The organism is Streptomyces tatrensis, assembly GCF_049310065.1.
Lineage (GTDB): Bacteria > Actinomycetota > Actinomycetes > Streptomycetales > Streptomycetaceae > Streptomyces.
Map to the genome: position 1 here is coordinate 1,261,001 of NZ_JBMDLB010000007.1, position 13,941 is coordinate 1,274,941.

The 13,941-nt window shown below is 72.7% G+C and carries 16 protein-coding genes; 11 read left to right on the top strand and 5 right to left on the bottom strand.

Going from position 1 to position 13,941, the window contains the following annotated elements; genetic code table 11:
- The first annotated feature begins 156 nt into the window (after positions 1-156).
- The gene (locus tag ACODT5_RS09475) at positions 157-1,362 is read left to right on the top strand and encodes a saccharopine dehydrogenase family protein (protein WP_422518730.1); all 1,206 of its coding nucleotides are present in this window, start codon (positions 157-159) and stop codon (positions 1,360-1,362) included.
- A gap of 31 nt (positions 1,363-1,393) precedes the next feature.
- On the opposite strand, the gene ACODT5_RS09480 is transcribed toward ACODT5_RS09475, so the two are convergent.
- Positions 1,394-2,074, bottom strand: coding sequence for an endonuclease V (locus ACODT5_RS09480; RefSeq protein ID WP_422518731.1), 681 nt, complete (start codon positions 2,072-2,074; stop codon positions 1,394-1,396).
- A 26-nt stretch (positions 2,075-2,100) separates the two neighbouring features.
- On the opposite strand from ACODT5_RS09480, the gene ACODT5_RS09485 reads away from it, so the two are divergent.
- The 3 genes from ACODT5_RS09485 to ACODT5_RS09495 all read left to right on the top strand — a co-directional run bounded on the left by ACODT5_RS09485 (position 2,101) and on the right by ACODT5_RS09495 (position 4,919).
- Entirely contained in the window at positions 2,101-2,400 is a 300-nt protein-coding gene (locus ACODT5_RS09485) for a YciI family protein (protein WP_422518732.1), read from the top strand.
- A gap of 277 nt (positions 2,401-2,677) precedes the next feature.
- Positions 2,678-3,094, top strand: coding sequence for a spore wall synthesis regulator SsgD (ssgD, locus tag ACODT5_RS09490; RefSeq protein WP_422518733.1), 417 nt, complete (start codon positions 2,678-2,680; stop codon positions 3,092-3,094).
- 184 nt (positions 3,095-3,278) lie between these two features.
- The gene (locus ACODT5_RS09495; protein ID WP_422518734.1) at positions 3,279-4,919 is read left to right on the top strand and encodes an ABC-F family ATP-binding cassette domain-containing protein; all 1,641 of its coding nucleotides are present in this window, start codon (positions 3,279-3,281) and stop codon (positions 4,917-4,919) included.
- A gap of 90 nt (positions 4,920-5,009) precedes the next feature.
- On the opposite strand, the gene ACODT5_RS09500 is transcribed toward ACODT5_RS09495, so the two are convergent.
- The gene (locus tag ACODT5_RS09500) at positions 5,010-5,477 is read right to left on the bottom strand and encodes an ATP-binding protein (RefSeq protein ID WP_385371605.1); all 468 of its coding nucleotides are present in this window, start codon (positions 5,475-5,477) and stop codon (positions 5,010-5,012) included.
- Positions 5,478-5,689: 212 nt separating this feature from the next.
- Here ACODT5_RS09500 and ACODT5_RS09505 point away from each other — a divergent pair, with 212 nt between their 5' ends.
- The 6 genes from ACODT5_RS09505 to ACODT5_RS09530 all read left to right on the top strand — a co-directional run bounded on the left by ACODT5_RS09505 (position 5,690) and on the right by ACODT5_RS09530 (position 10,306).
- The gene (locus ACODT5_RS09505; protein ID WP_422518735.1) at positions 5,690-6,541 is read left to right on the top strand and encodes a helix-turn-helix domain-containing protein; all 852 of its coding nucleotides are present in this window, start codon (positions 5,690-5,692) and stop codon (positions 6,539-6,541) included.
- Positions 6,542-6,608: 67 nt separating this feature from the next.
- The gene (locus ACODT5_RS09510) at positions 6,609-6,848 is read left to right on the top strand and encodes a hypothetical protein (protein WP_422518736.1); all 240 of its coding nucleotides are present in this window, start codon (positions 6,609-6,611) and stop codon (positions 6,846-6,848) included.
- A 166-nt stretch (positions 6,849-7,014) separates the two neighbouring features.
- Complete coding sequence (locus tag ACODT5_RS09515) at positions 7,015-7,989, top strand: acyl-ACP desaturase (RefSeq protein WP_422518737.1); 975 nt, start codon at positions 7,015-7,017, stop codon at positions 7,987-7,989.
- Positions 7,990-8,095: 106 nt separating this feature from the next.
- Positions 8,096-8,407 carry a hypothetical protein gene (locus tag ACODT5_RS09520; protein ID WP_422518738.1) on the top strand — a complete coding sequence of 104 codons (312 nt, stop codon included), beginning with the start codon at positions 8,096-8,098 and terminating at the stop codon, positions 8,405-8,407.
- Positions 8,400-9,545 carry a hypothetical protein gene (locus ACODT5_RS09525; RefSeq protein WP_422518739.1) on the top strand — a complete coding sequence of 382 codons (1,146 nt, stop codon included), beginning with the start codon at positions 8,400-8,402 and terminating at the stop codon, positions 9,543-9,545. Before ACODT5_RS09520 ends, ACODT5_RS09525 begins: the two co-directional genes overlap by 8 nt.
- On the top strand, positions 9,542-10,306 hold the full coding sequence (locus ACODT5_RS09530; RefSeq protein ID WP_422518740.1) for a hypothetical protein: 765 nt from the start codon (positions 9,542-9,544) through the stop codon (positions 10,304-10,306). The genes ACODT5_RS09525 and ACODT5_RS09530 overlap by 4 nt, the downstream gene beginning before the upstream one ends.
- Positions 10,307-10,337: 31 nt before the next feature.
- On the opposite strand, the gene ACODT5_RS09535 is transcribed toward ACODT5_RS09530, so the two are convergent.
- On the bottom strand, positions 10,338-10,592 hold the full coding sequence (locus tag ACODT5_RS09535; RefSeq protein ID WP_422518741.1) for a WhiB family transcriptional regulator: 255 nt from the start codon (positions 10,590-10,592) through the stop codon (positions 10,338-10,340).
- A 101-nt stretch (positions 10,593-10,693) separates the two neighbouring features.
- Here ACODT5_RS09535 and ACODT5_RS09540 point away from each other — a divergent pair, with 101 nt between their 5' ends.
- Positions 10,694-11,422 (top strand): TetR/AcrR family transcriptional regulator, encoded by a 729-nt coding sequence (locus ACODT5_RS09540; protein WP_422518742.1) that lies wholly within the window; start codon positions 10,694-10,696, stop codon positions 11,420-11,422.
- On the opposite strand, the gene ACODT5_RS09545 is transcribed toward ACODT5_RS09540, so the two are convergent.
- Positions 11,385-12,833, bottom strand: coding sequence for a DHA2 family efflux MFS transporter permease subunit (locus ACODT5_RS09545; protein WP_422518743.1), 1,449 nt, complete (start codon positions 12,831-12,833; stop codon positions 11,385-11,387). The two genes, ACODT5_RS09540 and ACODT5_RS09545, sit on opposite strands and share 38 nt — an antisense overlap.
- A complete protein-coding gene (locus ACODT5_RS09550; RefSeq protein ID WP_422518744.1) occupies positions 12,830-13,720 on the bottom strand; it encodes an alpha/beta hydrolase in 891 nt (296 codons plus the stop codon). The genes ACODT5_RS09545 and ACODT5_RS09550 overlap by 4 nt, the downstream gene beginning before the upstream one ends.
- Positions 13,721-13,941 lie beyond the last annotated feature (221 nt).

The following is a 13,941-nucleotide window of genomic DNA, read 5'->3' on the forward strand; positions in this document are numbered from 1 at the left end:
ACCACACCGGAGGTCTTCGCCATGATCAAGACCCGGCCCTGTTAACAACGCTCGTGATCAATACACCTAGGCCGCGACGAGCCCGGAGGCGCTGTCCGGCGCGGGACGGACACCCGCTAGCCTCAGCCACCACCGACACCGTCTGGGAGGCTCCCGATGAACGCAGCTGTCCGGCACGAACCGCGCACCGCGGAACGGGAGTACGACCTCGTGCTCTTCGGCGCGACCGGATTCGTGGGGGCGCTGACCGCCGAGTACCTCGCGGCGCACGCCCCCGCGGACTGCCGCTGGGCCCTCGCCGGGCGGGACCTCGCGAAGCTGGAGCGGCTGCGCGAGCGGCTGACCGCGCTCGACCCGCGCTGCGCGGACCTGCCGCTGCTGCGCGCCGACGCCCAGGACGCCGCGGCGACGCGCGAACTGGCCGCCTCCACCCGGGTGCTGGCCACGACCGTGGGGCCGTACGTCCTGTACGGGGCCCCGCTGGTGGCCGCCTGCGCCGAGGCGGGCACCGACTACCTGGACCTGACCGGCGAGCCGGAGTTCGTGGACCGGATGTACGTCGAGCACGACGCGCGGGCCCGCGAGAGCGGCGCCCGGATCGTGCACGCCTGCGGCTTCGACTCGATCCCGGCCGACCTCGGGGCGTACTTCACGGTCGCACAGCTGCCGGCCGGGGTCCCGCTGACCGTGGACGCGTTCGTGCGCTCCAACGCCCTGTTCTCGGGCGGCACCTTCACCACGGTGCTCACCGCGCTGGGCCGCGGACCGCAGAACCTGGCCGCCGCCCGCGCGCGCCGGATGCACGAGCCCCGACTGCTGGGCCGGCGGGTACGGGTGCCCGTGGGCGCACCGCGGTTCAGCCGGGAGACCGGGACCTGGGCCCTGCCGCTGCCCGTCCTGGACGTCCAGGTCGTGGCCCGTTCGGCGGCGGCGCTGGAGCGGTACGGCCCGGACTTCCGCTACCGGCACTACGCCTCCGTACGGCACCTGCCCGTCGCGGTGGGCGGTACGGCGGCGGTCGGCGGGGTGGCCGCCCTGGCGCAGATCCCGCCGGTGCGCCAGTGGCTCGCCGGCCGCTGGGAGCCGGGCCAGGGCCCGGACGCGGAGCGGCGGGCGCGCAGCTGGTTCAGCGTGCGGTTCGTGGGCGAGGGCGGCGGCCGCCGGGTCTTCACCGAGGTCTCGGGCGGCGACCCGGGGTACGGGGAGACCGCGAAGATGTTCGCGGAGTCCGCGCTCTGCCTCGCCTACGACGCCCTGCCCGAGCTCTCCGGCCAGCTGACCACGGCCGTGGCCATGGGCGACGCCCTGCTGGACCGGCTCCGGAAGGCGGGCATCCGTTTCCGGGTGGCATCCTCCGACTGAGGCGCCGTACGAGGCATCCGTGCGGGCGGTCCTACGCGGTGGCTTCGCGCAGGGCCCGCCGGCACAGGGAGTCGGCGTGCCGGGTGGTCTCGGGGATCCGGAAGCGGGGGCTCAGCGCCAGGGCGTGCGCGCAGGCGTTGTCCAGGGAGACCCGGTGGCCCACCGATACGTACACGGGCTTGATCCCGTCCTGCGTGCGCAGCGCCCGCCCGACGACCTCGCCGTCCGGCGCGCGGAGCGGGGAGAGGTCCCCGCGCCGGGCGCCCGGTTCCTCGTAGGTGAAGGCGAACGGGTTCTTCGCGACGCCGATGGCGGGCAGTCCGGTGACCACCCCGAGGTGGCAGGCGAGCCCGAAGCGGCGCGGGTGGGCCAGCCCGTAGCCGTCGCAGACGACCAGGCCGGGCGTGACCGTCAGTGACTCCAGTGCGGCGAGCACGGTCGGCAGCTCGCGGAAGGCGAGCAGGCCGGGGACGTAGGGGAAGCTGACGCGGCCGACGGAGGTGGCCTCCTCGACGACCTTCAGGGTGGCGGCGTCGAGCACGACGGCCGCGGCGGCCACCAGGTCGCGCTCGTCGTCGTAGGCCACGTCCACACCGGCGATCAGCCCTTCGCCGGGCGGGGGTCCGATTTCGGCCAGGACGACCCGGTCGCGCAGTTCGTCCTGTATCGCCTTGGCCTCGGCCTCGTCGGCGGGCATCTTCGCACTCGTCATAGTGGTGCGAGAGTAGCCTGGCGATCATGTTCGTCATGGAGCTCACCTACACCGCGCCCGTCGAAGCCGTCGAAGAGGAGATGGACGCGCACATCGCCTGGCTGGACGGCTACTACGCCGCCGGCATCTTCCTCGCCTCGGGCCGCAAGGTCCCGCGCGACGGGGGCGTGATCCTGGCCGGCGGGATCTCCCGCAAGGAGATCGAGAAGATCGCGGCCGAGGATCCCTTCACGGTGGCGGGCGTCTGCTCCTACCGCATCACCGAATTCCTCGCGACGAAGACCTCCGCGGACCTGGCGACGGTGCGGGAGAGCCCGGTGGTGTAGCGGGGGGCGAGCGGGGCCGCAGCGGGGGTCCGGAGCGCGCTTTGGGCCTGTGGAGTGAGCGGGAACCAGCCGTACTGTGAGGGCTCCGGGGCCTGCGGACAGGCCTCGGATGCCTGTGCCACCCATCACCCTGTGCGATCACACAGGCGTGTTCCAGCCATTCGGTGACACAGCTCACTCCAGGTCGCGTGCACGGATCCGCCCGATCGCGCGTCTATCCCGTTGCCGGGCGCCCACCCCGCGGTCCGGCACGAGATCCGCCGCAAGGGAGCGAGCCTTGATCACTGTCATCGAGCAGGCCGTGCAGGCCCGACTGGTCGCCACCGCACCGAAGGTCGACACCGTACCGGTCACGCTCTGCTACGACCGGTCGGATCCCTTCGCCGTCCGGATGGCCTTCCCCGCGCCCGCGACCCTGGAGGGCATCGAGGTCTCGTGGACGTTCTCCCGGGAGCTGCTGGAGTCCGGGCTGCGCCGCCCCTCCGGCTACGGGGACGTGCGCGTGCGCCCGTACGACGTCGAGCGGACCAGCGTGGAGTTCCACGCCCCCGAGGGGGTCGCGATCGTGCTGATGGTGACGGCCGAGCTGCACCGCTTCCTGGAGCGGGCCTCGACGATCGTGCCGCCCGGCCTGGAGCACCTGTACCTCGACATGGACCAGAGCCTCGCGGAGCTGATGGGCGGCTCCTGCTGACGCCCCGCTTAATTCGTTTGCCGGCCGCTCCGGTGACGCCGTAGCTTCGTGGACGCCCCATCGCCGTCGAAACGGAGCAGGACGTTGCTTCTCTGAGGTCCGAGACACCGACTACCGCCCTCACCCGCGGTCCCCTGTGTCTCCCCCGCGTTGCACTCACCACTCACGCAACCTGGAGGCCTCCATGAGTCCTGCTCCCACGTTCATCACCTGCTCCGACCTGTCCTTCGACTGGCCCGACGGAACGCCCGTCTTCGAGGGGTTCCAGTTGACCGTCGGCCCCGGCCGCACCGGCCTGATCGGGCGCAACGGCAGCGGCAAGTCCACCCTGCTGAAACTCATCACGGGGGAACTGACCCCGAGCGACGGCCAGTTGGCCGTGTCCGGCACCGTCGGCCGGCTTCCGCAGACCGTCACCTTCGACACCGCCCTACGGGTGGACGAGGCGCTCGGCGTCCGCACCGCCCGGGCCGCCCTGCACGCCATCGAGGCGGGCGAGGCGACCGAGGCGAACTTCGCGGCGGTCGGCGACGACTGGGACGTGGAGGAGCGGGCCCTCGCCACGCTGGACCAGCTCGGTCTCGGCCGGATCGGCCTGGACCGCACCACCGGCGAACTGTCGGGCGGGGAGTGCGTATTGCTCCGGCTGGCCGCTCTGCTGCTGAGCCGTCCGGACGTCCTGCTGCTGGACGAGCCCACCAACAACCTCGACCTGCGGGCCCGGCGACGGCTGTACGCGGCCGTCGAATCCTGGTCCGGGGTGATGCTCCTGGTCAGCCACGACCGGGAGCTGCTGGACCGGGTCGACCAGATCGCCGACCTGCACGAAGGCGAAATCCGCTGGTACGGCGGCAACTTCACGGAGTACGAGGAGATGCTGGCGGCCGAACAGGAGGCGGCCGAGCGGATGGTCCGGGTCGCGGAGGGCGACGTACAGCGGCAGAAGCGCGAACTGGCGCAGGCGCACGCCAAACTGGCCCGGCGCAAGCGGTACGGCCAGAAGATGTTCGACACCAAGCGCGAGCCGAAGATCGTCATGGGTGCCCGCAAGCGCGCGGCGCAGGAGTCGGCGGGCAAGCACCGCATCATGCACACCGAGAAGCTGGCGGAGGCGGAGGAACGCCTCGACCAGGCGGAGCTGGCGGTGCGCGAGGACGCCGAGATCCGGATCAATCTGCCCGCCACCCAGGTCCCGCCGGGCCGCCGCGTGCTCACCCTGAGCGGGCTGCACCCGGTCCACGGCGCAGCGATCCCGGGCGAGTGGGAGCTGCGCGGTCCGGAGCGGATCGCGCTGGTGGGGGCCAACGGCTCGGGCAAGACCACCCTGCTGCGCACGATCGCGGGGGAACTGGCCCCGCTGTCGGGCGAGTCGGTGACCCACGTCCCGGCCCGGTTCCTGCCGCAGCGGCTCGACGTACTGGACGACGAGCGCTCGGTCGTGGAGAACGTGGCGCGGTTCGCCCCGCACGCGACGAACAACCTGATCAGGGCGCGGCTCGCGCACTTCCTGTTCCGGGGTGCGCGGGCGGACCGGTCGGCCGGCACGCTGTCGGGCGGCGAGCGGTTCCGGGCGACGCTGGCGGCGCTGCTGCTCGCGGAGCCGGCCCCGCAGCTGCTCATGCTGGACGAGCCGACGAACAACCTGGACCTGGGATCCGTACGGCAGTTGACCGGCGCCCTGGATTCCTACGAGGGGGCGCTCGTGGTGGCCGGCCATGACGTGCCGTTCCTGGAATCGATCGGCATCACGCGGTGGCTGCTGCTCGACGACGGACTACGGCCGACCACGGCCGAGGAGGTCCGCCGGTCGCTGTGGCACGAGTGAGCGGGGGCGGGTGAACGGAGGCGCGCGAGCGGGGTGCGTGAGCAGGGCGGGTGAGCGGGGTGCGTGAGCAGGGCGTGAGCGGGGCGGCGGCTAACGCGGCATGGGCAGTAACGCCCATGACTTGGTGCCTCCCATCGGGGTGAGCACCGGGGTGAGCCCCCAGTCCCCGCCGCAGGACTCGACCACCGCCGCGAGCAGCCACATCCCGCGGCTCCGCCGGCGCCGGCACTCCTCGCTCGCCTCGGGCGAGGAGTGCGCCGGGTGCTGGTCGAAGACGACGATCCGCAGCGCGTCGAACTGCCAGCGGACCTTGAGCACCATTTCCTTGTCGGGCGTGAACCGGTAGGCGCAGGCCACCAGTTCGGAGGCGGCGAGGGCCGCGTTGTCGCACAGGTCGGGCAGTCCGTGCCGGTCGAGCAGGGACCGCAGGGCGCCACGGGCGCTGCCCGCACAGTGGGCGCCGCCCGGCAGACCTATGGAGTAGCTCAGTTTCTCCGCCCCTGGCGGGGCCTGCCGGAACTCGTGGACCGACCGCAGGCCACGGAGAGTGCCCGTCATCGTGCTGCTCCAAGGTTCTGAGGTGCTGAATGAGTGGACGGCCGTGTGGTCATACAAGAGCTGGAGGTCGCCCCGTGTGAGACTTGCGCTACCGACCGTAGCGCAACGTGGTGCACAGTGCTACTACTTGTACGACGACTTGCTGATTTCTCATGCCATTTCCGGACTCCTGAGGGCGCTCCCGCATGCCCCGGCCGGAGGAGAGGGGACCCGTGCCACCGAGGAGTACGCCGACCGCGCGCCAGCAGCGCCTGGGCTCCGAGCTGCGCAGACTCCGCGAGCAGTCGGGCATGTCGGTGCAACAGGCGGCGGCGCTCATGGGAGTGGACCGCACCCGGATCCCCAACATCGAATCCGGCCGGATCGCGATCAGCGCCGAGCGTGTCCGCACCCTCGCCTTCAACTACGACTGCCCCGACACGGGGCTGGTCGACCTGCTCGCCTCGATGGCCCAGGAGCGCGACAAGGGATGGTGGGAGCAGCACCGGGGGATGCTGCCGCCCGCACTCCTGGACATCTGCGAACTGGAGCACCACTCGGTCGAGTTGCACACCGCCGTGACCACGCACATACCGGGGCTGCTGCAGACCGAGGCGCACGCGCGGGCCGTTTTCGACACCGCCGACCCGCCGCTGCCCGAACCCGACCTGCAGGCGCGGCTCGCCCTGCGGATGCACCGCCAGCAGGTGTTCGCGCGCGAGGCACCGCCGTTGTACGAGGCGGTCGTGCACGAGGCGGCGCTGCGCATGCAGTTCGGCGGTCCGAAGGTGGCCCGGGCGCAGCTCGAACACATACTGGAGCAGTCGGAGCGGGCGCGTACGACCGTGCGCGTGATTCCGTTCACCGCCGGCGGGTTCCCCGGCGCCGGCCAGTCCTTCACGTACGCGGCCGCCACGATCAGCGAGCTGGACACCGTACAGCTGGACAGTTCGCACGGATCGATGTTGCTGGATTCGCAGATGAAGCTGCTCCGCTACCGGGGCCTGCTGGAGCGGCTGCGCTCCCTGGCACTGCCGGCCCGCGACTCCCGCGATTTCATCCGCGCCATCGCACAGACCCTCTGACCGGGGCCACCGGCCGACCGGCTGACTGACCACCGAGCCGGATCCGACGAGGAGACGAGAGAACGACATGGGCACGACGACCACGACCGCGACCACCCCGGCGACCCCGTCGGCTACGTCCGGCATCGCCTGGGACGAGGCATTCTGCAGCGAGGGGGCCAACTGTTTCCGCTTCGGGCGGGACGCCGAGGGGAAGGCGTACATCGGAACCACCGGGTCCGGCGCCTACGTCACCGACTCGATCGATGCGCTGCGTGCGCTCATCTCGGCCGTCAAGGCGGGAGCCGCGGACCACCTGCTCGCGTGACTTTGGTCCCTTCAGGCCACGCCACGCCCCCTTCAAACTGCGCAAATAACGGGACGTAACCGGACAGAGCAACCCGTGGGGCTTGGCTGGTCTTGATGCCGCGCTTAACCTACGACTCCGTAGGCTACGGAACCGTAGGTAATTCGCTTTGCACTCAGGAGTACCCGTGACGATCACCTCTCCCCACCTCGGCAGCTCGGAGGCGTGGACGGACGCCAAGCTGCTGTTCGCGCTGGAAGAGGTGGTCGAGAAGGAACTCAACCGCCATCTGACGGTCACCAAGGACTGGATGCCCCACGAGTACGTCCCGTGGAGCGACGGCCGCAACTTCCCCGGCTTCTTCGAGGACGGCGAAGCCTGGGACCCGGCGCAGTCGAAGGTCACCGAGATCGGCAAGATCGCGCTCGTCGTGAACCTGCTGACCGAGGACAACCTCCCCAGCTACCACCACGAGATCGCCTCCCTTTTCGGCCGCAACGGCGCCTGGGGCACCTGGGTGCACCGCTGGACCGCCGAGGAGGGCCGCCACGGCATCGTGATGCGCGACTACCTGCTGGCCTCGCGCGCCGTGGACCCGGACAAGCTCGAGGCATTCCGGATGCAGCACATGTCGGAGGGCTTCGAGTCCGACAACCGCCACTCGATGCTGCACTCCGTGGCGTACGTGGCCTTCCAGGAGCTCGCGACCCGCATCTCGCACCGCAACACCGGCCACCAGTCCGGTGACCCGGTCTGCGACCGCATGCTGGCCCGCATCGCGCAGGACGAGAACCTGCACATGATCTTCTACCGCAACCTCCTGGGCGCGGCCTTCCAGCTCGCCCCGGACCTGACGATGCAGGCCGTGCGCGACGTCGTGGTCGACTTCCGGATGCCCGGACACGGGATGCCCGGCTTCGAGCGGATGGCCGCGCAGATGGCGATCGGCGGGGTCTACAACCTGCGGATCCACCACGACGACGTACTGAGCCCCGTGATCCGCTTCCTGAAGATCATGGACATCGACGGCCTCGGCCCGGACGGACAGAAGGCCCAGGAAGAGCTCGGCCTCTTCATGAACGGCCTGGACTCCGAGGCCCGCAAGTTCGACGAGCGCCTGGCCGCCCGCGCGGCCCGCATCGCGGCCCGCAAGGCCGCCTGATCAAGGCCTGATCCGGCCCCCGCGCCACGACTGACCGGTTTCCGCTCGCTCGGGCGGGTGACGACGATTGCCCTGGCAGAGCCCCGCTCTGCCAGGGTTTCGCGTCATGACCGCCATGACGCCGCTCCAGGTCGAGATCGACCAGCTGGCCCGCCTCACCAACGCCCTGGACACCTCGCTGACCGCCCTGCGCGAGGCCCGGCGGGAGCTGGACCACGTACGGGCCGACCAGCTGGGCACGGCGGACCTCGACGCGGCGTGCGACGGCTTCCAGGACAGATGGGGCCACGGCACCAAGGAGCTCGCCGGGCGGATCAAGACCGTACGCGAGGGCGTGCGCCGCAGTGCCGCCGAGTACGCGGAGCTCGACGAGGCCATCCGCGCGGCCTTCCGGCAGGCGGCGCAGACCCGTGGCTGACTCCCCGGCCGCCGACTACTCCGCCCTCGGCTTCGACCCGGCCCCGGGCAGCCCGGTCGCGGTCCTGGCCCTGGTGAAGAAGCTCCGCTCCTCGGCGGACAGCCTCGCGGAGACCTCCCGCGTCGTCGACGCCCTGGTCTCCCACAGCTCGGCCTGGCAGGGCGAGGCCGCCACCGCCTTCCGCGCCTCGCTGTCCCGGGAGCTCCCCCGCCACCTCCACGCGGCCCACACCTCCCTGGCGGAGGCCGCGCGCCGGCTGGCCGGCTGGCACGACACCCTGACCTCCCACCGCACCCTGGCCGCCCGCTACGCGTCCCGGGCCGCCGCGGCCACCACCGAAGAGGCTCTGACCGACGCCCGCCGGCTGGCCGGTGAGCTGGCCTCGGAACACACCGCGGCGGCCCGCCGGGTCGCGGACGCGCTGACCGCGACGGTGCAGCGGCTGGCGCCGAAGGAACCCGGGGTGCTGGAGTCGGTCTGGAACAAGATCGTCGACAATCCGGCGGACGCCCTCTCGAACGCGGCGGCGATCCTGGGAGCGGCCGGTGCGGGCATCGCGCTCTTCTTCCCGCCGGCCGGGATGGCGGTCATGCTGGTCGCGGGCGGGCTCTCGCTGGCCGCCCTGACCGCGCACCTCGCGGACCCCGGCTTCCGCAAGCCGCTGACCGAGGGTTTCACCCGGGGCAAGTTCGACGCGGCGTTCTGGAAGAACAGCGTGACGCTGCTGGGCGACGGCCTCGGCGCCGTCCCCGGCGTGGCCGCCGTCGCCACGGGCGCGAGGGCCGGTACGGTCGCGGCCCGCGCGGCCATGGCGGTCCCGGAGGCCGGCGCCCTGGCGGGTGTCTCCCCGGGCGCGGGCGCCTTCGCCCGCACGACGTGGAACACGGCCGACGAACTGCGGAAGGTGGAGAGCCCGCTCGCCGCCTGGGCCCTGCGGTCGTCGACACCCGAGGTCAGGGAGCGGGTGGGGGTGGCCGTGGCCGGCACCGGAGCCGCCACGGCCGCCGCCGACTACACCGGCGACGACGAAACCGTCGACCGCGGTTCCACGGCGGTGGACGGCACCCGCATCGCCGTGGAGGACGGTCCGTCCACGGCCGCGAGGTCGGCCCGTCTCTGGACGCTGGTGCAGCCGTGACGCACCGCTCCGTACCGCCGGTCTGGTTCCGGCTGCCGCCCGGGTTCCACGACATCGGCCCCGAGGACCGGGGCGCCCTGGAGGAGGTCGCCGAAGCCCTGGGGGCCCTGGGGGCCCTGGGGGCCCTGGGCGGCGCCGGGGAGGGTGCGGGTGTCGTTGCGGGCGCGGGCGTCTCTGCGGGCACGGGCATCCCTGCGGGCACGGGCGCGGGTCCCGGAGCGGGTGCGGGTCCCGCAGCCGGTGCGGGGTCGCAGCTCGGCCGGCTGATGGACCGCCTCGACGAACTCGCCGGTCAGCCCGGCCTGCACCTCGTCCACACCGCGGTCGGGCTCCACCCCGAGGGCCCGGAGACCGTGTCCACCTCGCTGTTCTCCCTCGCCGTCCGGCTCGCCGACGACGCCGGCGCCGGGGCCGGTGTGGCACGGGCGGCCCTCGCCCTGGCCGGTTCCGCCCACGGGAGCGGCTCGACGCGCAGGTTCCTCGACCTGCCCTCTGGCCTCCCGTGCGCCCTGGTCTGCGGGGTCCTCCCCGTCCCCGGCACCGACCGGGGGCTCTTCCAGGCCAGGGCCGTCACGGCGCATCCCGACGGACGCCACCTGCTGCTGCTCGACCTCACGAGCGCGGCCACCGAGCACGCCGATGCGTACACCGCCATCCTGGAGGCGGTCGCGCACACGATCGCCTTCGCCGATCCCGAGCCCCGGCCGCCCGCACAGCCGGGCGGCGCCGGGACCTCGCGGATCCTGGAGCTGCTGGGATGACGCCGCCTCCGTGCCGGGGGCCGCGGGGCGGTCAGGTCCGCCGGCGCAGGGCCTGGCGCTCTGCTTCGGACAGGCCGCCCCAGACGCCGAAGCGTTCGTCGTTGGCCATGGCGTAGTCCAGGCAGGCCTTGCGCCCCTCGCAGGCCCCGCACAGCCGCTTCGCGTCGCGCAGCGAGGAGCCGGGCTCCGGGAAGAAGAAGCCCGGGCCCGTCTGGGCACAGAGGGCGAGGTCGTACCAGGCCGGGACGGCGGTGACGGTATCGGTATCGGTGGTGTTCATCGACATGCCGCAGAGCCTGTCCGGCGGCGATGGACGTCCGATCAACGCCTGATCAACAGCCGTAGAGTGAACGACCGTGCGTGCGATGACTTCGGTAGCATGACGGCATGGCAGACGGACGCGTGGAGCGCGGGAACCAGACGCGGCGGACAGTCCTGGAACGGACGATGAGCATCGCCTCGGTGGACGGCCTGGAAGGGCTGTCCCTGGGGAAGATCGCCACGGACCTGGGGCTGAGCAAGAGCGGCGTGTTCGCCCTCTTCGGTTCCAAGGAGGAGCTGCAGCTCGCCACCGTGCACGCCGCCCGGTCCGTCTTCGTCGAGCAGGTCGTGCGGCCCGTACGGGACGAGCCCGCCGGGCTCGCCAAGGTGTGGCGGCTGTGCGAGAGCTGGCTGGACTACTCCGGCAGCCGGGTCTTCCCCGGCGGCTGCTTCTTCTACTCCGCCTCCGCCGAGTTCGACTCGCGCCCCGGACCCGTCCGCGACGAGATCGCGAAGATCAACGGCGAATGGAGGCGGTACATCGAGCGGCTGCTCGACGAGGCCAGGCTGGCGGGCGGGTTCCGCGAGCCGGCCGGCGTCGCGGACGTGGAGCAGCTCGCCTTCGAGATCATGGCGATGATGGAGCTGGCCAACGCGCACTCCGTGCTGCACCAGGACACCGCGGCCTACGGCCGTGCCGCGCGGGGCATCCTCGCCCGGCTGCGCGCGGCGACGGCCGCCCCGGAGGAACTCCCGGAGCGGCCGCCCGTACTCGCCTTCCCGGCCTTCGGCTTCTCCGCCGACGACGCCCCGGCCGTCAGCCTCCCGGCCGCGCCGGCCGTGCCCGGCCGCTGAGCCGCATCGCGGCGCCCGCGACCGTGGCGGCGAGCGCGGAGAGCGCGATCAGCAGGAAGACCCCGCGCCAGTGGTCGCCGGAGCCGCCTTCGGTGAGCAGGGCCGCCGTACCGGCGACTCCGAGTGCCCCGCCGAGCTGGCGGGCCGTCATCAGCAGGCCGGTACCGGCCGCGAAGCGCTGCGGCGGGAGGCCGGCCGAGGCCGCGGTCGAGAGCGCGGTCAGCACGACTCCGATGCCGAGACCGCCGAGGAGTCCGGCGGGCAGGAAGATCTGCGCGTACGAGGTCGACTCCCCGACCCAGCCCCACAGCAGCAGGGCGTTGGCGGCGAAGAGCAGCGACCCGGCGGTGACGGCGGCCCATTGGAGGCGGGCGGGGACCCGGCGGCCGACGAAGAGCGCGCCGGCCATGGCGAGGACGGCGCCCGGTGTGACGCCGAAGCCGGCTTGCAGGACCGAGTAGTCCCAGCGCTCGATGAGGTAGGACGGGCCCGCCAGCAGCCACGCGTACATGGCGACGCCGAAGAGCAGGGCGCCGGTGTTGGCGCGGGCGAACAGCGGGTCGCGCCACAGGTCCCGGTCGACGGCCGGGGCGGGATGGCTGCGCGAGCGGCGCAGCGCGAGGGTGCCCGCCAGGGCGCCGCCGACGACCAGGGCGAGCACCTTCGGATCGGTCCAGCCCCACTCCGCGCCCTGGGAGAGCCCGGCCACCACTCCCCCGATGCCGAGGGCGAGTGCGGTCGTACCAACGGGGTCGGGGAGCCGGCGTCCGGTGCGGGGCTCCCGGGGGACGACGCGGGCGGCGGCCCAGGCGACGGCCAGGCCGAGCGGGACGTTGACGAGGAAGATCGCACGCCAGTCCCACCATTCGACGAGCAGTCCGCCGATGCTCGGGCCGACGGCTGCGGCCAGTCCGCCCGCCGCCGACCAGACACCGAGGGCGGCTGCCCGGCGGGCGGGCGGGGTGTGGGCGAGTACGAGGCCCAGCGCGGCGGGGATCATCCCGGCGGCGGCCGCTCCCTGGAGGGCGCGGGCCAGGATGAGCAGCTCGGCCGTGGGGGCCGCGCTGGCGGCGAGCGAGGTCAGGGTGAAGGCGAGGGTCGAGCCGAGGAACAGGGCCCGTCGGCCGAGGGTGTCCGCGAGCCGTCCGGCCGCGGCGAGCAGGGCGGCGAACAGTACGGCGTAGGCGCTGACGACCCAGGTCAGAAGGGCCAGTGACACGTCGGGGAAGGCCCGGCGCAGGTCGGGGAAGGCGACGTTGACGACGGTGGCGTCGAGGAAGGCGAGGAAGGTGACGGCACTGGCCGGCGCGAGCACCCGCCCGGCCCCGGGGCCGCCCTCGACGCCTTGCCATCCGGAATCGGGCACGGGGGCCGACCCGGGCGCGGTGGGTTCGGGGTGGGTGGAGGTCATCGGGTGGCTCCGGCGGCATCGGCCGGGCTCGCCGCGCGGGTCTGCGACGGGGCCGCGCCGAGGAACTCGACGGTGGTCGCGATGACATGGGGGTCGAGGAGGATGCGGCGGTGGCCGAGTCCGCTCGTCTCGATCAGGCGGGCCCGCTCCCCGTAGGCGGCCGCGAGGGCGCGGGACTGGCCGGGGGCCGCGGTGTCGTCGTCCGCGTCGTGCACGAGCAGGATCTCCGAGGGGATCTCCTCGGGGTGGCGCCGCGCGTCGAAGCGGGGCCAGATGTCGGGCTCGGAGGGGAAGAGCCGGCGCTGGACGTGGCGCCGCATGGCGTCCTCGACGGCCTGGTTCACGCCCAGCATCGCGCGGAACCGCTCGGCGAGGAAGTCGAAGTCGGCGATGGCTCCGATACCCACGATCCGGTCGGCGCGGATCCCGTCCCGCAGTGCGAAGAAGGTGGACACCACCCCGAAGGAATGCGCCAGCACGGCCGAGAAATCCCCGTACTGCGCGTGCAGTTGGCGGATGATCTCGCGCTGGCGGTGGATGGTGGTGGCCCGGCCGCCGGACGCGCCGTGACCGGGCGCGTCGAAGGAGACCACGGTCCTGCCCTCGGCCAGCAGCGCCTCGACGAACCCGGCGAAGCGCGAGGCGCGCGAGGTCCAGCCGTGCACGACGAGAACCGGCCGGTCGCCGTCGCCCCAGCGGTACGTGGTCACGGGTATCCCGTCCACGAGGAGCCGGCCGGTCACGGCCCGGGCCATGACCTCCGCTTCGCCCGGCTTCACCTTCGGCCGGCCGAGCGGCCGCACGAACAGCGCGAACGCCACCCGCCCGACCGGGCCCGGGGCGACCCGGGCGGTGATGTTGAGGGTCGTGCTCAGGAGTGAAGCCATGGGGTGCATGCCCGGTTCTCCGGATCTCCGCAGAGTGGCCAGACGGCGCTGGCGGGTCAGGACGATGAGGAGATATTAGCACGATCGTTCGTGTTGTTCTGAGCCTTCGCCACGGACCGGTCCTACCTGCCGGATTCGGGGGGTAGCCCCACCTCGGGCCGGGTGGGCTGCCGGATGTCCCCGACCCCCGGGCGCCCCGGATCCTGATGCGAGTCAAGGGA